This is a genomic window from Nocardia sp. KT25-26 (assembly GCF_056627695.1).
The window spans coordinates 4,297,074-4,315,050 of the sequence record NZ_CM152813.1 but is presented as its reverse complement, the minus strand read 5'-3'; the positions used below and the strand labels follow the sequence as shown (position 1 = coordinate 4,315,050).

Genomic DNA, 17,977 nt, shown 5'->3' with positions numbered 1-17,977 from the left:
CACGGTCGAGGCGGCCCGGGGTCGATACCCGGACCGCCTCGTTCGTCTCGCGCCCTCGAAAGCCGGTGTCAGAGGACCGCGTTCATGATGGTTCCGGCGCTGGTTGCCACGGCACCGCCGATCATGGCGCCGGCGACCATCTTCGGGGACTCCAGGCCTCCGCCGGTCCACTTCTCCCAGGCGAACCGGCCACCGGCGTAGGTGATGGCCGTGACGCCGGCGAGCAGCACGAACCAGGTGAAGTAGCGAACCAGCTGGAGGATCTTGTCCGAGACCGGCGGCGCCTCCGGCGTGGGGTTGCCGAGCTGCGCCAGGGTGTCGGTGACGGCGGCCAGGATCATGTGTCTGCTCACTTCACTCGCGATGGGGGGAACATGGGCACTGCAGCAAATCGTATCCGGTCCGGCGCGCGGATGCAGGTACCTCGCCGCCGGATCGAGCTGCGGCAGGTGTGAATTCCCGGTCAGGGGCCGTATCCTGGAGGTCTGTTCGAATGTGTCACCGGCAGAACACGGTTCGCGGGAAGCGGGAAAAGGGGATAGGTCGATGAGCATCGTCATGGCGTCGGCGGCCGAGGCGGTCACCACGTTTGCGCAGGTCGCGAACCCTACCCCGGAGGCGCCGCCGCTAGAGGACAAGATCATGCAGATGGTCCAGTACTTCACCTGGTTCGCCATCCTGTCCGGGGTCGTGGCGATCACCTTCGCCGGCGGCAAGTTCGCCTGGGAGAAGTGGAGCGGCGGCGCGATGCAGTCGCCGAAGATGATCGCCGGCGCCATGGCCGGCGGTGTCATCGCCACCAGTGGCGGCACCATCATGAACGCGATTATAGGCACCTGATCTGCGACGACAGCCGATTTCCGGGTGTGTCGCGGTCATTCAGAGGCGGGCGCCCTTGGCGCGATTGCAGGCGCGGCACAGGATCTGCAGATTCGGCACGCTGGTCGCACCGCCCCGGCTGAGCGGGATCACATGGTCGAACTCCAGGTAGTGCCCGTCGCCGCACTCCACGCAGCGGCCGCCATCGCGCTGCCACACCTGCGCCTTCATGTCCTGCGGGATGCTGCGGGTGTCCCGTTTGCCGGGCGCCAGCACCAGGCGCTTCGCGATCCGGAGGGCGCCCTCGAGCGCGGCGGCCACATAGTCCGGATCGGCGACACCGAAGGTCGCACCGCCGCGCGCCGAGGTGGCCGCGACCACCACAGTGCCGTGTTCCGGGTGCACCGAGACGATCCGGTTCCAGGGCAGTTCGGTTCCCGCACCGACGCCGACGAACCGCAGCTTCTTGCTGCTGGCGATCAGCCGCCCCGGGCTGCGCTTCGGCCCGCGGCTCAACTGCCGCAGCTGCTCGGCGGGCAGATCGAGGTGGACGCGTTCGCCGGGATCCAGGTGTAGCTGCGGCGCGTCGACCACCGGTAGTTCGCCACCGCGCAGCCGGGACAGGGTGCGACCGCGATGCATCCGGCGCCGCAGGTCGTCGATCAGTGGTCCCTGCAGGTCCAGTGCGGTGACGGTGCGCTCGAATTCGTCCAGTTCGTCCTGGGCGACCTCGCCGTCCGCGAAGGCGAACGCCACGAACCGCTCGACCTGCGCGAAGCCCGCCCCGCGCAGCTCCGCCCGGCCGCGTTCGGCCTCGATGCGGTGGTACCGCAGCGCCGACCACAGCTCGTCCCAGGTCGTGCTGCCGGTTCCCTCGGTCGCCAGTACCCGCACCGCCCGGTTGTGCCAGTGCACGAGGTACTCGCCGATCTCGTCGGCGCACGGTGCGCAGGGAGCGAATCCGCGCAGCAGCCGGCGGCGCAGCGGACGGTCGCAACGCGGGCACCGGCCGGGTAGCCCGCCGGGACGATCCCGTCGGTCGCCTGTCCATTCGGTGCCGTCCCACCAGCGCAGGCGACTGCCGTCGCCGGGGTCCGGATGCCAATCGGCCCGGTCGGGATCGGGCGGCGGCGGTGGTGGTGGCGTGTACCGGTGCCTGGACAACGCGGGTGCGGTGTTCGCCCGGGCGGTTTCGTCGTCGTCCGGCCCGCCGACGCCGAATTCGGTGGTCAGTGCCGGCAGTCCACCGGCCCAGCCCTGTCCTACGGCGCGGAATCGCCAGCCGTCCGGGTGCCGGTAGAACTCGCCGAACATGAGCGCCGATACCGGTTCGACCTCGGTGACCGGAAACCGGCCGACCGGTCCGTTCGCGTCGAGCACCGTCACGGTCAGCTCGTCGAGGTGGCCGAAGGTGCCGTTCTCCAGGGAGGCCCCGATGACGATGCGGGACACGGCCGCCTCGGTTCTGGGCAGCGAGATACTCAGCCGGGCGGTGCCCGGATCGGGCTGCTGGTCCAGCGTGACGGCCTGCGAGATGTGCCGGGGCGCGTTGTAGAAGACGAAATCCCGGTCGGTGCGCACCCGTCCGGACTCGTCGAGCAGCAGTGCATTCGCATCGACGGCGTGCGCGGACCGCCATGAAATCACCACGGTCAGAAGAGATGTCGGGACCGGTGCGTGCGCGCCCTTGCTGAGGTTCATCGTGCTCGCACTATGCCACGCCGGTACGACACGCCGGAAAACCGGCTGATCCGGCACCGGGTGCGGCACAGTGGTCTCATGACGAACCCGAAGAAGCGGGGCCGGGGGCAGGAACCCGAACCTGATCCCGCCTCGCGGCGGGTACCCAATCCGGCGGATCTGCTGGCCGCTGCGCAGGCCGCGGTCGGCTCGGCGCAGGCTGCTGCCGGGCAGGCGGTCGAAGCCGCCCAGCAGACCGCTGGTTACGCCTTCGATGCGGCGGTCAAGCTCCCACCGGCCTCGGCGCAGCTGGCCGCGCAACTGCCGGAACTGATCGACAACCTCAGCATCGCCATCGACCGGCTCAACAGCACCATCGACCGGCTGGACCGCACGCTGGCCCTGGCGGACCCGGCATTCGCCGCCTACGACCGGCTGCTGCCCCGGCTGGAGGCGATGATCTCGCTCGGCGAGGACCTGTTCGGGGCGCTGGCCAAACTCCCGGGTGTCGGGCTGCTCGGCCGGATCACCGGCCGCGGCGACGAGCCGGAACCACCGCCCGAGCCGCCGCAGCGGAAACGGCCTCGGCGCCGGAGCTGACGGCAGTCGGGAGATCTTCCCGATTGCCGCCCGGATTCCGGGTACCTGTCGCAAACCGCCCACCTCTGAGCGACAAATGTCCGGTCACCCGTCCAGGTCAGGCGATTGTCGCTCAGAGGTGGGCGGTTCGGGAAACAGGTATCCGGCCGGGCCTCGTGCGGCAGGCCGGTGTGGTCGACCGTGCTCGCCGACCGTGAGACCGGCGGTCACGCCGGAGCGTCGGGAGGTCACGCCGGAGCACCGGTTTCGGTCGTCACCGCCCCGGCGCGGTAGGTGGCCGCGGCTTTGAGGACCATTTCGTCGTATTCGGCCCGGGGATCGGAGTCGAGGACGATCGCACCACCTGCGCCGATCCGCCAGTGGTCCCGGTGTCGGACGGCGGTGCGGATGACGATGTTCAGGTCCGCGGTTCCACCCAGGCCGAGGAACCCGATGGTGCCGGAATAGACCCCACGCGCTTCGGTCTCCAGTTCGTCGAGAATCTCCATGGTGCGCAGCTTCGGGGCACCGGTCATCGAACCACCCGGGAAACAGGACCGCAGGCAGTCCACCACACCGGCATCGGGGCGCAGGGTGCCGCGAACAGTGGAGACCAGCTGATGCAGGGTCGTGTATGTCTCGGTGGCCATCAGCTTCGGCACGTGGACGCTGCCGACCTCGCAGACCCGGCCGAGGTCGTTGCGCAGCAGGTCGACGATCATCAGATTCTCGGCGCGGGTCTTGGGGTCGTCGGCCAGCGCCCGGCGCAGCCGTTCGTCCTGTTCGGGTGTGGCGCCGCGGGGCGCGGTCCCCTTGATCGGCTTGCTCTCGACCGTTCGGTCCCGGTCGATCTTGAGGAAGCGCTCCGGGGAGGAGCAGGCCACGTGCAGATCGTCGAAACGCAGGTAGGCGGCGTACGGGGCGGGGTTGCACCGCCGGAGCCGCCGGTAGAAGTCGAGCCCGTCACCGGGCCGGGCCGGGGCGGTGACGCTGTCGGTCAGGCAGATCTCGTAGGACTCACCGGCGCGCAGCTTCTCCTGGCAGACCGCGATATCGGCCAGGTAGCGGTCGCGTCCGCGGGCGAGCCGGTCGGCCACCGCCTCCGGGTCGGCCGGCACCTCGAGATCCGGTGGATTCGCCCAGGTGGGAACGGTCTCGAGTGCGGTGCGAACCTGCCGGAACCAGGTGGTGTCCGGTTCCGCCGGGTCGGTGAGGGCGAGCAGGTGGGTGCGCCCGGCTTCGTGGTCCACCACCACCAACCGGTCGGCGAAGATCCACTGGGCGTCCGGTGTCGTCGCACGGTGCGGAGCAGGAGCACCGCAGTCGGCCTTGACCTCGTAACCCAGATACCCGACGTAGCCGCCGGCGAAGTCGAACGGCAGATCGGGCAGTGGGCACGCGCGCCGCCGCAACTCCCGGTCGAGATAGTCCAGGATCCCGCCCGCCTCCGTCCGGCGGCCCGCTGCTGTTTCCACGGTCACCGCACCGTCGCCGACCCGATAGCGCACCACCTCCGCCCGGGGCCCGCTCGCGTCACCGAGGAACGAGAACCGGTCCAGCCCCGGTTCGACGTGTTCGCTGTCCAGCCAGAACGCCGTCGGCGCGGCCGCGAACAGCCGCAGGAACGCCGCTTCGGTATCCACCGCCCGCTCGAGCACCTCATGGCGCCAGTGCAGGCCCGGTCCGTTGCCATCCGGCTCGCCACCGGGCGGCTGTGCGCCACCGGACGGCTGTGCGTTGCGGGGCCCGCTGCCCACGGTCGGGGCCACCGGTGGTGCCGACGCGGCGCCGGGCGCACCTACCGTGATCGAGCGCGCCGCCGGTGGGTGATTCGCTGCCGGTGCGGCGGGGCCACCCACCCCGGAACCCCGGTGATGCGCTTCGGTCAGCCGGGCGAAGTTGGCGAGCAGGGCCGCGCCGTGCTCCCCGGCCACCGACTCCGGATGGAATTGCACCCCCCATTGCGGGCGGCCGCGATGGGCCACCCCCATCACCACACCGTCTTCGGTGCTGGCGGTCACCTCCAGATCGTCCGGGAGCGGCTGCCGGGCGCACAGCGAGTGGTACCGCACCACGGTGAAGTCCTGGGCGAGTCCGGCGAACATTCCGCTACCGGAGTGTCGGACCCGATCCAGGTGGCCGTGATGCGGCTGCGGCGCCCGGTCCACCACACCGCCCGCCGCGACGACGACGCCCTGGTGGCCGAGGCATACGCCCAGCAGCGGCAGTTCGGTCTCGGCGATCACCGCGGTCGAGATACCCATATCGCGCCGCCGGTCCGGACGGCCCGGTCCGGGAGAGATGACGATGTTGTCGTAGTTCTCCGGATGCAGGTCGGCGACGGTGGCCACCGCATCGTTGCGCACCACCGTCGGCGGTACCCCGTTCACCTCGGCGATCAGCTGGTAGAGATTGAAGGTGAACGAGTCGTAGTTGTCGATCAGCAACGTGCGCATGGTGGCTAGAACCCTACGCCGCGGGGCTTCCGGCGAACCCTCGGCGTTCGGACCCGGCCCGGTCCCGGTGTCCGGCAGAATGTCGCCCATGTCTGTTTCGCAGCCGGACGGTGTCGATCGTGAAACCGCGGACTTCGCGGCCATCGGTGCATGGATGGAAGGGCAGGGGCTGCCGGACGGTCCGATCACCGAGGTGGTCGCGCTCGGTGGCGGCACCCAGAACATCATGCTCCGCTTCCGCCGCGGTGACCGCGAGTACGTATTGCGGCGCGGGCCGAAACACCTGCGCGCCAAGAGCAACGAGGTGATCCGCCGGGAAGCCCGGCTGCTCGGGGTGCTCGGTGCCACCGAGGTGCGCGCACCCCAGGTGATCGCCGCCTGTCCGGACGAGTCGGTGATCGGGGCTTCCTTCTATCTGATGGAACCGATCGAGGGCTTCAATCCGCAGACCGAGCTGCCGCCGCTGCATGCGGGTGATCCGGCGGTGCGGCATGCGATGGGTCTGTCCGCGGTCGAGGCGATCGCCCGGCTGGGTGAGCTCGACTACCGGGCGCTCGGCCTGGCCGACTACGGGCGCCCGGAAGGCTATCTGGAACGGCAGGTGCCGCGCTGGCTCGGCGAGCTCGAATCGTACGGCTCGGCCGCGGGTTATCCGGGGCCGGAACTGCCCGGCGTCGAGCAGGTGGCCGACTGGCTGGAGCGGCACCGTCCGGCGGATTGGACGCCGGGCATCCTGCACGGCGACTGCCACCTGGCCAACATGATGTTCGACTACACCGGACCCCAGGTGCGGGCGATGGTCGACTGGGAGATGTCCACCATCGGTGATCCGCTCCTGGACCTGGGCTGGCAGCTGGCCACCCGGCCCGAACCCGGCACCGCCGGCGCCGCGTTGATGGGCACGCTCGGCAGTGTCGGCGGCCTGCCCACTCCCGAGGAGATGGCCGCCCACTACGCCCGGTTCTCCAGCCGCAACCTCGATGCCGTGCCCTGGTACACCGTGCTGGCGTGCTTCAAGCTGGGCATTGTTCTGGAGGGCACCCATGCCCGCGCCTTCGCCGGTCAGGCGCCGGTCGCCATCGGCGATTTCCTGCACAGCGTGGCGGTGGAGCTGTTCGGCCGGGCGTCGCGGCTGATGGACTGATCCCATCCAGCGGGAGCCACCCGGAAATTTTCTAGAACACGTTTCATTTTTGCCGGATTCCTCGTAGGGTGAGTGCTGTCACAGAGATCTACTGCCGTGGTGAGAGGGCGACCGGGATGAAGACGAAGGGTGCGGTGCTGTGGGGGCTCGACGAGCCCTGGTCCGTGGAGGAGATCGAGATCGGTGATCCGGTCGCGGGTGAAGTGCAGATCCGCATGGAAACCGCCGGGATGTGCCACTCGGACCATCACATCGTCACCGGTGCGACGCCGATGCCGTCGTTCCCGGTGATGGGCGGGCACGAGGGCGCCGGTGTCATCACCAAACTGGGGCCGAACTGCCCGGCCGACCTGCAGGTCGGCGATCACGTGATTCTGTCCTTCATCCCGGCCTGTGGCCGGTGCCCGGCCTGTGTGGCCGGACATATGGCGCTGTGCGATCTCGGCGCCGGGTTGCTGATGGGCCAGGCGATCAGTGACGGCACCTACCGGATCCAGGCGCGCGGGGAGAACGTCATCCCGATGTGCCTGCTCGGCACCTTCGCGCCGTACATGACCGTGCACCACACCTCGGTCGTGAAGATCGATCCGTCGATCCCGTTCGAGGTCGCCTGCCTGGTCGGCTGCGGTGTGCCCACCGGATTCGGGTCCTCCACCCACGTCGCGGAGGTTTCCCCGGGCGAGACGGTGGTGATCGCCGGCGTCGGTGGTGTCGGTATGAGCGCCCTGCAGGGTGCCGTGCTCTCCGGTGCGTCCAAGGTGGTCGCGATCGACCCGAACCCGTGGAAGCGGGAGCAGGCGGCGAAGTTCGGCGCCACACACACCTACGAGAGCATGTCGGCGGCGGTGGTGCCGCTGATGGAGGCCACCGAAGGCCGGATGGCGGACAAGACCATCCTCACCATGGGTGAGATGCACGGCGACTACGTCGAGGAGGGCCTGATCCTCACCTCGAAGGCCGGTACGCTGGTGGTCACTTCGATGGGCCGGATGGATGCCGGCGATGTGAAGATGAACAGCTTCCTGCTCTGCATGCTGCAGAAGACGGTGAAGGGCTGCATCTTCGGTGGTGGCAACGCCCGGCAGGACGCGCCGCGCCTGCTGGAGCTCTACAAGGCCGGCCAGCTGAACCTGGACGATATGGTCACCCGCAGCTACTCGCTGGAGGAGATCAACCAGGGCTATCAGGACATGCTCGACGGCAAGAACATCCGCGGCATCATCCGCTACACCGAAGCCGACTGGTAAGAGCGCCCCGGGGATCAGCCGCGCCTGCGCGCCGCCAGGAGGGCGGTGCGCAGGTTGCGGCTGCGCACGTCGTCGAGGATCGCCATGCCCAGCCGGTTCATCGTGTAACCGAAACCGAGACCGGTCGCCGGGTCGGCGAATCCGAAGGAGCCACCGAGCCCGGTGGTTCCGTAGGCGCGCTTGTCGGAACCGAACCGGAAACTGCCGCAGGACTTCCGGAACCCCAGATGATAGCGGCTCGCGGTGTGCAGGACGAGATCCGCGGCGGGCACATCGTCGGCGGTATCGGCGGCGGCCAGTCGGTCCAGAACCGCGTCCGAGATCGGCAGGGCACCGGTCCGGGCGGCCGCCGCGCCGTAGACGGCGGCCAGGGCCCGGGCATTGCCGACCCCGTTCATCCCGGGCCACTCGACCTCCAGGAACTCCCGGCGAGCGGCTCGGGCCGGAGCGCCCGGTCGCGGATTGGTCAGGGCCGCATAGGAACGCCCACGCTTGGCGTAGACCTCCGCGCCGATACGCAGCGGCAGGTCCCGCTCGTAGCGGAGGATGTCGAGGCCTTTCGTGGCCGACAGCACCGCGATCCGGTCCATCGGCTCCGCGGCGGGCAGGCCGATGAACACATCGGCCCGGACCGGTGCGGCGATCTCTTCGGCGAAGAACCGGCCGAGCCGGCGGCCCGCCGGGTCCACCCGTCGCAGCAGCTCGCTCTGGTAGAGGCCCAGGGTGAGCGCGTGGTAGCCGTGCCGGGTACCCGGCCGCCACGCCGGGCGCTGGTCGGCCAGAATGCGGGCGAGCCCGTCCGGATCGGCCAGCTGCGGCAGCTTCACGATCCGGTCCAGCTCGGACAGCCCGGCCTGGTGGTCGATGAGCTGACGGACGGTGATCCGGTCCTTGCCGTGCGCGGCGAATTCCGGCCAGTACTGCGCCACCGGTGCTTCGTAGTCGAGCAGGCCCCGGGACGCCGCGACCGCCAGGGTGAACGCCGAGAGCCCCTTGGAGGAGGAGAAGATCGGCACGATCGTGTCCCGCTCCCACGGCACGGTCCGATGCCGGTCCCGGAAACCCGCCCACAGGTCCACGACGGGACGGTCGCCCTCGTAGACGGCGACCGCGGCGCCGATCTCACCGTGTTCGGCGAAGTTCCGGCGGAAAGCGTCGGCGACCGGGCCGTAACCGGCCTCGACGTCGCCGTGGATGGTGGGTACCGCTGCCATGATGCAGTCGATCGTAGCGACGTCTCGTAGGCTGCCGGTATGCGAGCGTTCGACCGGATCGAGCAGTGGCCTGCCCGGAACGCGGCCGCCGCGGTGGTCACCGCGGCCGGGTCGTCCGGTACCGGAGACATCGACCGGGTGTTCCGCCTGGCCTCGGTGACCAAGCCGCTGGTCGCCTATGCGGTCCTGGTGGCGGTGGAAGAAGGTGCGATCGAACTGGACCAGCCCGCCGGGCCGCCCGGTTCGACGGTGCGGCATCTGCTCGCCCACACCTCCGGGGTGGCGTTCGACTCGGCCGAGGTGCTCGCCGCGCCAGGGGAGCGCCGCATCTACTCCAGTGCCGGGTTCGCGCTGCTGGCCGATTTCGTGGCCGCGGAGACCGGGATCGCCTTCCCGGACTATCTCCACGAAGCCGTGTTCGTCCCGCTGGGGATGACGAATTCGGTGCTGCGCGGATCGGCCGGGCACGCCGCGGAGTCGACCGTCGCCGATCTGACCCGGTTCGCCGCAGAATTGCTGGAGCCGAAACTACTCTCCCCGCAAACCCATTCCGAGGCCGTGTCGGTGCAGTTCCCGGGCCGCAACGGAGTGCTGCCCGGATTCGGGTCCCAGCGGCCCAACGACTGGGGGCTGGGATTCGAGATCCGCGACGGCAAGACACCGCATTGGACGGGTGCGGACAACTCGGCGCGGACCTACGGTCATTTCGGCCAGTCGGGCACGTTCATCTGGGTCGATCCGGAAATCGGCACGGCGTGCGTGGTACTGACCGACCGGGATTTCGGCGACTGGGCGCGGGCCGCCTGGCCGCCGTTCAGCGATGCCGTGATCGCCGAAACACGCCGGGGGACCTGAAGTACCACGTGCAACACCGGGCACTCGAGTACACTCGGGCAGCGCCGGGTCGACGGGTCGTTGGGGAAGACGTCCCTGGTCGAGCCGGAGGTGTTGCTGGTGCGCGCATCGAGTCAGTTCGCTGATGCGACGGCGGGTGTGGTCTACATCCACTCCTCGCCTGCCGCGCTGTGCCCGCACGTCGAGTGGGCGCTGAGTACCACCCTGTCCGCTCCGGCCGGCCTGCGCTGGACGGCGCAGCCCGCCGACGGACAGTTACGTGCTGCCAGCGACTGGATCGGGCCGGTCGGCACCGCATCCCGCATCGCCCAGGCCCTACGGGACTGGCCGGTGCTGCGTTTCGAGGTCACCGAGGATCCCAGCGAAGGCGTGGACGGCGAACGCTACAGTTTCGTCCCCGGACTCGGCCTCTGGCACGGCTCCACCAGCGCCAGCGGTGATGTCATGCTCGGTGAGATGCGGGTGCGCGCCATGCTGCAGGCCGCCCAGGAACTGGACGCGCACGGCACCTACGACCTGCCCACCGAACTCGAGCGGGCGCTCGGGACCCCCTGGGACGACGATCTCGAATCGTATCGGCGCGGCACCGACGCCACCGGCGCCGAGGTCACCTGGCTGCACCGGCACGTCGGCTGATTCCGGCGGGCCACTACGGGCATTCACACCAGGGCGCGGAGCGCTGCCGGGGTGCCGCGGAACGAGATCACCTGATCGATGGCGATCAGCTTGAGCCGATGCGCATCACAGAAGCTCCGCACCGCCCGCAACCGCATCATCGTCCCGTCGTCGTGACACAGTTCGCTGATCGCGGCGACCGGTTGCCACCCGGCCAGCCGCATCAGTTCGGTGCTCGCCTCCGTGTGCCCGGGCCGGGCGGCCAGCCCCCCGGGATGTTCCCGCACCGGGAAGACATGCCCCGGCCGGTGCAGATCGGCAGGCACCGTGCCGGGATCGGCCAGCCGCCGCAGGGTGAGTGCCCGGTCGGCGGCACTGATTCCGGTGCTCACCCCGGCGGTGGCGTCGACCGAGACGGTGAACGCAGCCCGGTGCCGGTTCGCGCCGTGCGCCGCCATCGGCGGCAGATCCAGTTGGTCGGCCCGGTCCGCAGTCATCGGCGCGCAGATCACCCCACCGGTGTAGCGGATGAGGAATCCGAGCGATTCCGGAATGGCGCATTCCGCGGCGAGTACCAGCGCGCCCTCGTTCTTGCGGTGTTCGGCGTCCACCACCGCGATCGGCAGGCCGCGCGCGAGTGCGGTGAGCGCGTCTTCGATGGGATCCAGCAGCCAGGGTCGGGGCCGATCGGTCTCCGCATCGTTCATCGCTGCGCCTCTCGTCGATGATCCGGCACTCGAGATGATCTGTGCCTACGGTACCGGTCGGCGGCGCCACTGCGGCAGACCACCCATGCGGTGCCGCCGCCGAATGGGTGAAACGGCCGATGCCGTAGATGTGACCCCGGTCATAGCGTCGAGGTCCGACAACGGACCAGGAGGTCGCCATGACTACCCAGCACGTCGAGACATTGATCATCGGGGCCGGCCAGGCGGGCCTGGCCACGGCGTACCACCTGCGCCGGTTCGGCCGCGCCTGCCTGATCGTGGAGCGCAATGCCCGGCTCGGTGACAACTGGCGCTGCCACTACGACTCGCTGCAGCTGTACACGCCGGCGAAGTACAGCGGCCTGCCCGGCAGCCCGTTCCCGGCCGCGGACAAGTGGAGCTACCCCGGCCGCGATGCGGTCGCCGAGTTCCTGGAGACCTACGCCGTCGAATGGGAACTCCCGGTGCGCACCAGCACCCGGGTCGAGCGGCTCACCGCGCGTCCCGGCGGCGGCTACCGGGCCGAACTCACCGACGGCGCGATCACCTGCGACAACGTGGTCGTCGCGACCGGAACCTTCGGCCGGACACCGAACGTTCCGGACTTCGCCGACCGGCTCGCCCCCGGCATCACCCAGCTGCATTCCAGCTCCTACCGGCGGCCCGAACAGCTGCCGCCGGGACCGGTACTGGTGGTGGGTGCTTCGCATTCCGGAACCGATATCGCCTACGAACTCGCCCGGACCCGGCCGACCACACTCTGCGGGCGGGACCCGGGGGAGATCCCGCTGCGCTGGGATTCCCGCCGGATCCGGACGGCGCTGCCGGTCCTGGTGTTCCTCTGGCGGCATGTGCTGACCCGGCGCACTCCGATGGGGCGCAAGCAGATGCGCGAGACCCGGGCACACGGTGGACCGATGCTGCGGGTCAAGCGCGCCGATCTGGCGCGCCGTGGAGTGCGGCGGGTGACCGCCCGGGTCAGCGGGGTACGCGACGGCCTGCCGCTGTTCGACGACGGCACCGTGGCCGAGGACATCCGCACCGTTGTGTGGGCGACCGGCTTCCGGCAGGTGTTCGACTGGCTCGAACTGCCGGTCGTCGGTGCGGACGGGTGGCCGCGTGAGTACCGTGGCGTGGTGGCGGAGGCGCCGGGCCTGTACTTCTGCGGGCTGAGCTTCCAGTACGCCTTCTCCTCGATGGTGTTCCCGGGTGTCGGCCGGGACGCGGAACACGTGGCGCGGCATATCGCGGCCCGCCGCCCGGTGGCCACCGCGGCCGCGGCCTGAGCCGGATCGCCCGTCGCGATCGTGCCGAGCGCGTGACCTGCCGCGCGTATCGTCCGAAGCGGGTGATCGCGATGGGCGGTGAGAGCGATGGGCATCGTCGACCGGCTGGTGCAGGCCCGGGAGGACTACGAGCGCCGGGACTGGGTGGCCGCCTACACGGGGTTGCAGGCGGCGGAGCCGGCCGTGCTGGCCGGCGACGACTATGCGCGGCTGGCTGCCGCGGCCTATCTCACCGGGCACAGCAACGATGCGATCCAGGCGCTGCAACGGGCCTACCGGATCCAGGAGGCCGTTCCCGACCCGCGGGCGGCGGTCCGCACGGCGTTCTGGCTGGCGCAGGTGCTGACCGAACGTGGTGAAGCGGCGGTCGCCGGGGGCTGGGTGGCCCGGGGCCGGCGGCTGCTCGCCGATCTGCCCGAACCGGTGGTGGAGCACGGTTACCTGCTGATCCCGGAGATGTTCGCGGCGCTCGGAGCCGGGGACTTCGGCGCCGCGCTGCGCTGCGCGGAGGAGATCACCGCGTGCGGGCACCGGTTCCGCGATCCGGACCTGATCGCGACCGGTCTGGTTGCGCAGGGCCGGTTCGCGCTGTACAGCGGCCGGGTCCGGGCCGGGTTGGAACAGCTGGACGAGGCGCTGGCCGGGGTGGTCAGCGGCGCAGTGTCGACGTTCTTCGCCGGCCAGGCGTACTGCGCGATGATCGAGGCCTGTCAGGAGATCTGCGACTTCGGCCGCGCCGAACAGTGGACGATGGCGCTGACCGGCTGGTGTGACGGACAACCGGGGCTGGTGATGTTCACCGGGCAGTGCGCGGTCCACCGCGGGCAGCTGATGCGGCTGCACGGTGCCTACGATGCCGCGCTCGACGAGTTCGGCCGCGCCGTCCGCCGCTACACCGCGCTCGGCACGCCGGGGGCAGCCGGCCTGGCCCGGGCCGAAGCCGGCGAGGTGCACCGGCTGCGCGGCGAGTATGCGGCGGCGGAACGGGCCTACGCCGACGCGACCGAGCACGGCCACGACCCGCAGCCGGGGTTCGCGCTGCTCCGGCTGGCGCAGGGCCATACGGCGGCCGCAGCTGCCACCGCGCGCCGCCTGCTCACCGAGACGGGCGATCCGGTGCATCGCTGTCGAATCCTGCCGGCCGCGGTGGAGATCCTGCTCACCGACGGTGCCGTCGACGAGGCCGCGGAACTGGGTGCCGAGCTGGACGATATCGGCACCGGCTTCGGCTGCTCGGCGCTCCGCGCCACCGCCGACCATGCCGCCGCCGGCATCGCCGCGGCGCGAGCCGATTGGGCGCCCGCGCTCACGGCCTACCGCGCGGCCGCCCGGGGCTGGACCGTGTTGGACGCCCCCTACGAAACCGCCTGCTGCCGCATCGGTATCGGCCGGTCGTTACGGGCGCTGGGGGACGACTCCTCGGCCGGACCGGAGTTGCGCGCCGCGCAGGACATCCTGCACCGGATCGGAGCCGAACCGGCTCGGCGGCAGGCCGAACAGCTCGCGCGCCCGCAACTCCCCGGCGGCCTCACCGCCCGCGAGGTCGAAGTGCTCCGGCTGGTCGCGGCCGGGCATTCGAACCCGGAGATCGCGGCGCGGCTGGTGCTCAGCGAGAAAACCGTTGCCCGGCACCTGTCCAACATCTTCACCAAGCTCTCGGTGCGATCGCGGACGGCAGCGGCGGCCTTCGCACACGAGAACCACCTGGTGTAACCGGCCGGGCCTCAGGCGGCGACCGGGCGGCGGGGTACGGTACCGCGCAGCCGCGGCGGCAGCTCGAACAGGAAGTTCATCCCGATCCCGCGAAGGCCGCCCTCGAGGAAGTAGGCGGCGCCGACCGCGGTGGCGGTGACCAACGCCGGCAGCACGAAGGTCAGGGCGGTCAGCTCCCCGAGGCCCGGAAGCTGCAGCAGCAGGTACACCGCCGAGCCGATCATGATGTCCATCATCACGTACACCGCGAGTGTGCGGCCGCCGATCCGGCGGAACATCGGGCCCACCGGAGTCCGCACCAGCCAGTTGGCCAGCACGACCCCGAACATCAGTCCGGCGGTGGTGACGATCAGCCGCAGCTCCGGCAGGTCGAGCACATCGGTGCCGATCACCAGCAGATAGGTAGCGGCGTAGCCGGCCAGGGCGGGCAGGACCATCCAGCCGGCGATCCTGCTGCTGAGGCGGACGATCAGCGTCCGGGCGTGCACCGCCAGCAGGAAGTAGATGAAGTAACTGCCGAAGTTGTGCCAGGCGAAGTCGAGGTCGGCGATGAACCCGTATCGGCCGTAGGTGGCGATCGCCATCAGCGCGGCGCCGGCGAACTGGACACTCAGCGGCAGCGGCGCGATCAGTTTCGCCAGGATGCCGAACAGGGCGAGCACGTAGATGAACCACAGCGAGTTGCTGGGGTCGATCAACCGGCCCGGAATGGTGTCGAGCTGGGCATATCCGCTGATGCGGGCCTCGGCCGGGAGCAGGCTGTGGACGACGAAGAAGACCAGCAACCACAGTGCGTACAGGTAGAACAGATGCGCGGCCCGGGTGCGCAGCATGCGCGACCAAGGCATGGCCAGCATACCGCCGGCGAACAGACCCGAGGCGGCGATCAGCAGCGGCATCCGGATCGGCTGCACGAACCCGTTCACGGCGTGCCACAGGTCGGGTGTGAGTCCGCGCCGGTCCAGGGCATCGACGGCGTGCAGCAGGACGACCAGACAGATGGTGATGCCCTTGGCCGTGTCCACCCATTCCACCCGGGGCCGTGCCGGGGCGGGGGTGTGGCCGTCGGTGTCCGGTGTCGTCCCGGGGCCGAGTTCGGGTAGTGGGCGTGCCGCGTCGTGCATGAATCCTCGTCCCCCCGGAAGTGTCGAACAGTGGTGCCGCTTCTGTTCGCCCGATCCGGGGTCCTGCCGCGACGCCGGTGCAGCTTACCGGAGGGTAAGGTGTCCGAACCAGCCGTGCCGTGGGCTCGGGGTCAGGCGACGGTTCTCCGTGGATTCACCCGTCGTTTCCGGGTGTGCTGCCACTGACCTGCGCTTATCGGACTGTGCCTCGGGTAGGGGAAGTGGCGATTCGGTCATTTGCGGTGTGGTCGGCAGTGGCTGGAAACACATCTGCGCCGGAAACGACTTCCGTGGTTGCGGTGACGAGTGTCACCATTCGGTTAGCTGATCCGGGGATATTGCCAGGTCGGAGTACCGTCCACTCAGTGGTGGACACTGTCATTCACGGAAAACCACTGGCCGACTGTCGGTGCCCGGAGGAATACTCGCCCGGCCGATGAGTTGAGCCCGGAGAGCCCGTCGTATCCGATGTGGCCGGCGGTGCCGTCTCGGTCACCGGAACCAGCACGTACGAACGAACCGGAGGTATGCATGCCCGCCGAAATATCCGATCCCCCGACCGGGCGGCGGACCCCCACGGTCGTTCGACTGCTGGTTTTCGCCACGTTCGTGGTGATCCTGAACGAAACCATCATGATCAACGCGATCCCGCGTCTGATGGCCGATATGCAGGTCACCGAGCGGGCCGCGCAGTGGGTCTCCACCGCCTTCATGCTGACCATGGCCGCGGTCATCCCGGTCACCGGTTGGTTCCTGCAGCGGGTCACCACCCGGCAGGCCTACACCATCGCGATGGGGGTCTTCCTGGCCGGTACCGCGCTGTCGGCGGTCGCACCCACGTTCGCGGTGCTGCTGATCGGCCGGATCATTCAGGCCGGTGGTACCGCGGTGATGATGCCGCTGCTGATGACCACGCTGATGACGGTGGTGCCGGAACAGGATCGCGGCCGGGTGATGGGCAATGTGACCCTCGCGATCTCGGTCGCGCCTGCCATGGGGCCGGTGGTGTCCGGGCTGGTGCTCGAAGTCGCCTCTTGGCGCTGGTTGTTCGTGCTGGTCCTCCCGATCGCCGGTGCGGTCACCTGGTTCGGGCTGCGGCAGCTGGAGAACGTCGGTGAACCGCAATCCGGTGCCATCGACTGGCTCAGTGTCGCACTGGCCGGCGTCGGTTTCGGCGGCCTCGTGTTCGGGCTGAGCCGCTTCGAAGTCGGCAGCGTCGCCACCCCGGCCCTGATCGTTGCCGCCGGTGTCGTGCTCGTCGCGCTGTTCACCGCCCGGCAGATCCAGCTGCAGCGGACCGGCACACCGCTGCTGGACCTGCGGATCCTGCTGTCGCGCACCTACAGCAAGGCCCTGGTCCTGATGTCGGTGGCATTCATGGCGATGCTCGGTTCGATGATCCTGCTGCCGCTGTACCTGCAGAACCTGCGGGATCTCAGCCCACTGCAGACCGGCCTGCTGGTGATGCCGGGCGGCCTGGCGATGGGTCTGCTCGGCCCGACCGTCGGACGCCTGTTCGACCGGTTCGGCAGCCGGCCGCTGGTCATCCCCGGGGCGATCGGCGTGACCCTGTCCCTGGCCGGGTTCACCCAGATCTCCATGACCATGCCGTATTGGCAACTGCTCGCCCTGCACTGCCTGCTGATGGTGTCGCTGGCGGCCTCGTTCACCCCGGTGTTCACCCTCGGCCTGGGTGCGTTGCCGCCGCATCTGTACTCGCACGGCAGCTCCATGCTGGGCACATTGCAGCAGGTCTCCGCCGCGTTCGGTACCGCGCTGGTGGTGACCGTGATGTCGGCCCGGGCCACCTCGCTGATCGAGGAGGGCACAGATCCGGCGACCGCCCAGCTCGACGGCATGGCGCTGGCCTTCGGCATCTCGGCGGCCCTGGCCGTGATCGTCATCGTGATGGCGGTGCTGTTGCCGAACCGCGCGGACTCCCCGGCGGATCCGTCGGAGGAACCGGCCGAGGACCCGGTGCTCCTGGTCAAGGACTGACGCTCGACACTCAGGGCGCGCCCGCGATTGCGGGCGCGCCCTGCTGCGTATCTGCGATCCGATCAGTGTTCCGAACGCAGACCGTAGAGCTGCGCTGCGCCCATGACCGCGGTGAATGCCGCGATCAGCAGGATCGCCGCGGTGCCGAGTGCGGTGGGATCGAGCCAGTCCGCGGCCAAGGTGATCAGGCTGTCCACGGTCCAGCCGATATTGATCGCGACGACGACCCACGCGCCCCGGCGCGGGATCCTCCTGCGGGTACCCAGGTACAGGACCGTGGCTCCGATCGCCACGAACAGTGCCCCGGCACCGAACAGCAACGCAGTGGCCAGGCCGAGCACGGAATCGAGCACCCAGGCGAGCGGCATCAGCAGCACACCGGTCGCCAGCGTGGCGGCGCCGTCACCGTTGAGGGCGAGTCGCAGCGGGGTGGTGCCGGCCGTGCGGGGTGCGGTGGAGGTGATCATCACCATCGGTCCTTTCGTCGGTGGGTCCGGACCGCTCGACCGTGGCCCGATCGGCACTGCCGGAACCACCACA

The 17,977-nt window shown here is 69.8% G+C and carries 16 protein-coding genes; 9 read left to right on the top strand and 7 right to left on the bottom strand.

What is annotated here, in order from left to right; all coding sequences use genetic code 11:
* Positions 1-68: 68 nt before the first annotated feature.
* The gene (locus AC1HFH_RS19670) at positions 69-341 is read right to left on the bottom strand and encodes a hypothetical protein (protein WP_480247910.1); all 273 of its coding nucleotides are present in this window, start codon (positions 339-341) and stop codon (positions 69-71) included.
* Between the two features lie 205 nt (positions 342-546).
* On the opposite strand from AC1HFH_RS19670, the gene AC1HFH_RS19665 reads away from it, so the two are divergent.
* The gene (locus tag AC1HFH_RS19665) at positions 547-840 is read left to right on the top strand and encodes a hypothetical protein (protein WP_480244258.1); all 294 of its coding nucleotides are present in this window, start codon (positions 547-549) and stop codon (positions 838-840) included.
* A 39-nt stretch (positions 841-879) separates the two neighbouring features.
* Here the strand turns inward: AC1HFH_RS19665 and AC1HFH_RS19660 are convergent, their stop codons facing one another.
* Entirely contained in the window at positions 880-2,520 is a 1,641-nt protein-coding gene (locus AC1HFH_RS19660) for a TerD family protein (RefSeq protein WP_480244257.1), read from the bottom strand.
* Between the two features lie 78 nt (positions 2,521-2,598).
* On the opposite strand from AC1HFH_RS19660, the gene AC1HFH_RS19655 reads away from it, so the two are divergent.
* A complete protein-coding gene (locus AC1HFH_RS19655) occupies positions 2,599-3,099 on the top strand; it encodes a hypothetical protein (RefSeq protein WP_480244256.1) in 501 nt (166 codons plus the stop codon).
* Positions 3,100-3,326: 227 nt separating this feature from the next.
* Here AC1HFH_RS19655 and pabB read toward each other — a convergent pair whose 3' ends face one another.
* Positions 3,327-5,534 (bottom strand): aminodeoxychorismate synthase component I, encoded by a 2,208-nt coding sequence (pabB, locus tag AC1HFH_RS19650; RefSeq protein ID WP_480244255.1) that lies wholly within the window; start codon positions 5,532-5,534, stop codon positions 3,327-3,329.
* Positions 5,535-5,613: 79 nt separating this feature from the next.
* On the opposite strand from pabB, the gene AC1HFH_RS19645 reads away from it, so the two are divergent.
* A complete protein-coding gene (locus AC1HFH_RS19645; protein WP_480244254.1) occupies positions 5,614-6,678 on the top strand; it encodes a phosphotransferase family protein in 1,065 nt (354 codons plus the stop codon).
* 116 nt (positions 6,679-6,794) lie between these two features.
* Complete coding sequence (locus AC1HFH_RS19640) at positions 6,795-7,925, top strand: NDMA-dependent alcohol dehydrogenase (protein ID WP_480247909.1); 1,131 nt, start codon at positions 6,795-6,797, stop codon at positions 7,923-7,925.
* A 14-nt stretch (positions 7,926-7,939) separates the two neighbouring features.
* On the opposite strand, the gene AC1HFH_RS19635 is transcribed toward AC1HFH_RS19640, so the two are convergent.
* Positions 7,940-9,139 carry a serine hydrolase domain-containing protein gene (locus AC1HFH_RS19635; protein ID WP_480244253.1) on the bottom strand — a complete coding sequence of 400 codons (1,200 nt, stop codon included), beginning with the start codon at positions 9,137-9,139 and terminating at the stop codon, positions 7,940-7,942.
* A gap of 39 nt (positions 9,140-9,178) precedes the next feature.
* Here AC1HFH_RS19635 and AC1HFH_RS19630 point away from each other — a divergent pair, with 39 nt between their 5' ends.
* The gene (locus tag AC1HFH_RS19630; protein ID WP_480244252.1) at positions 9,179-9,994 is read left to right on the top strand and encodes a serine hydrolase domain-containing protein; all 816 of its coding nucleotides are present in this window, start codon (positions 9,179-9,181) and stop codon (positions 9,992-9,994) included.
* Positions 9,995-10,093: 99 nt separating this feature from the next.
* The gene (locus tag AC1HFH_RS19625; protein ID WP_480244251.1) at positions 10,094-10,630 is read left to right on the top strand and encodes a DUF3145 domain-containing protein; all 537 of its coding nucleotides are present in this window, start codon (positions 10,094-10,096) and stop codon (positions 10,628-10,630) included.
* Positions 10,631-10,653: 23 nt separating this feature from the next.
* Here AC1HFH_RS19625 and ribB read toward each other — a convergent pair whose 3' ends face one another.
* Positions 10,654-11,316, bottom strand: coding sequence for a 3,4-dihydroxy-2-butanone-4-phosphate synthase (ribB, locus tag AC1HFH_RS19620; protein WP_480244250.1), 663 nt, complete (start codon positions 11,314-11,316; stop codon positions 10,654-10,656).
* 179 nt (positions 11,317-11,495) lie between these two features.
* On the opposite strand from ribB, the gene AC1HFH_RS19615 reads away from it, so the two are divergent.
* The gene (locus AC1HFH_RS19615; RefSeq protein ID WP_480244249.1) at positions 11,496-12,602 is read left to right on the top strand and encodes a flavin-containing monooxygenase; all 1,107 of its coding nucleotides are present in this window, start codon (positions 11,496-11,498) and stop codon (positions 12,600-12,602) included.
* Between the two features lie 87 nt (positions 12,603-12,689).
* Complete coding sequence (locus AC1HFH_RS19610) at positions 12,690-14,315, top strand: LuxR C-terminal-related transcriptional regulator (RefSeq protein WP_480244248.1); 1,626 nt, start codon at positions 12,690-12,692, stop codon at positions 14,313-14,315.
* Between the two features lie 11 nt (positions 14,316-14,326).
* On the opposite strand, the gene AC1HFH_RS19605 is transcribed toward AC1HFH_RS19610, so the two are convergent.
* Entirely contained in the window at positions 14,327-15,439 is a 1,113-nt protein-coding gene (locus AC1HFH_RS19605; RefSeq protein ID WP_480244247.1) for an acyltransferase family protein, read from the bottom strand.
* Between the two features lie 531 nt (positions 15,440-15,970).
* On the opposite strand from AC1HFH_RS19605, the gene AC1HFH_RS19600 reads away from it, so the two are divergent.
* Positions 15,971-17,437: an MDR family MFS transporter gene (locus AC1HFH_RS19600; protein WP_480244246.1), complete on the top strand. Its 1,467-nt coding sequence runs from the start codon at positions 15,971-15,973 to the stop codon at positions 17,435-17,437.
* A 62-nt stretch (positions 17,438-17,499) separates the two neighbouring features.
* Here the strand turns inward: AC1HFH_RS19600 and AC1HFH_RS19595 are convergent, their stop codons facing one another.
* Positions 17,500-17,904, bottom strand: a complete 405-nt coding sequence (locus AC1HFH_RS19595) for a hypothetical protein (RefSeq protein ID WP_480244245.1) — start codon at positions 17,902-17,904, stop codon at positions 17,500-17,502.
* Between the last annotated feature and the right edge of the window lie 73 nt (positions 17,905-17,977).

Bases quoted from the DNA above. Each gene is read 5' to 3' on its own strand.
- AC1HFH_RS19670 (WP_480247910.1), bottom strand. From the start codon at position 341: ATGATCCTGGCCGCCGTCACCGACACCCTGGCGCAGCTCGGCAACCCC.
- AC1HFH_RS19610 (WP_480244248.1), top strand. From the start codon at position 12,690: ATGGGCATCGTCGACCGGCTGGTGCAGGCCCGGGAGGACTACGAGCGC.
- AC1HFH_RS19640 (WP_480247909.1), top strand. From the start codon at position 6,795: ATGAAGACGAAGGGTGCGGTGCTGTGGGGGCTCGACGAGCCCTGGTCC.
- AC1HFH_RS19615 (WP_480244249.1), top strand. From the start codon at position 11,496: ATGACTACCCAGCACGTCGAGACATTGATCATCGGGGCCGGCCAGGCG.
- AC1HFH_RS19665 (WP_480244258.1), top strand. From the start codon at position 547: ATGAGCATCGTCATGGCGTCGGCGGCCGAGGCGGTCACCACGTTTGCG.
- AC1HFH_RS19595 (WP_480244245.1), bottom strand. From the start codon at position 17,904: ATGATCACCTCCACCGCACCCCGCACGGCCGGCACCACCCCGCTGCGA.
- AC1HFH_RS19600 (WP_480244246.1), top strand. From the start codon at position 15,971: ATGCCCGCCGAAATATCCGATCCCCCGACCGGGCGGCGGACCCCCACG.
- ribB (WP_480244250.1), bottom strand. From the start codon at position 11,316: ATGAACGATGCGGAGACCGATCGGCCCCGACCCTGGCTGCTGGATCCC.
- pabB (WP_480244255.1), bottom strand. From the start codon at position 5,534: ATGCGCACGTTGCTGATCGACAACTACGACTCGTTCACCTTCAATCTC.
- AC1HFH_RS19660 (WP_480244257.1), bottom strand. From the start codon at position 2,520: ATGAACCTCAGCAAGGGCGCGCACGCACCGGTCCCGACATCTCTTCTG.
- AC1HFH_RS19655 (WP_480244256.1), top strand. From the start codon at position 2,599: ATGACGAACCCGAAGAAGCGGGGCCGGGGGCAGGAACCCGAACCTGAT.
- AC1HFH_RS19605 (WP_480244247.1), bottom strand. From the start codon at position 15,439: ATGCACGACGCGGCACGCCCACTACCCGAACTCGGCCCCGGGACGACA.
- AC1HFH_RS19630 (WP_480244252.1), top strand. From the start codon at position 9,179: ATGCGAGCGTTCGACCGGATCGAGCAGTGGCCTGCCCGGAACGCGGCC.
- AC1HFH_RS19635 (WP_480244253.1), bottom strand. From the start codon at position 9,139: ATGGCAGCGGTACCCACCATCCACGGCGACGTCGAGGCCGGTTACGGC.
- AC1HFH_RS19645 (WP_480244254.1), top strand. From the start codon at position 5,614: ATGTCGCCCATGTCTGTTTCGCAGCCGGACGGTGTCGATCGTGAAACC.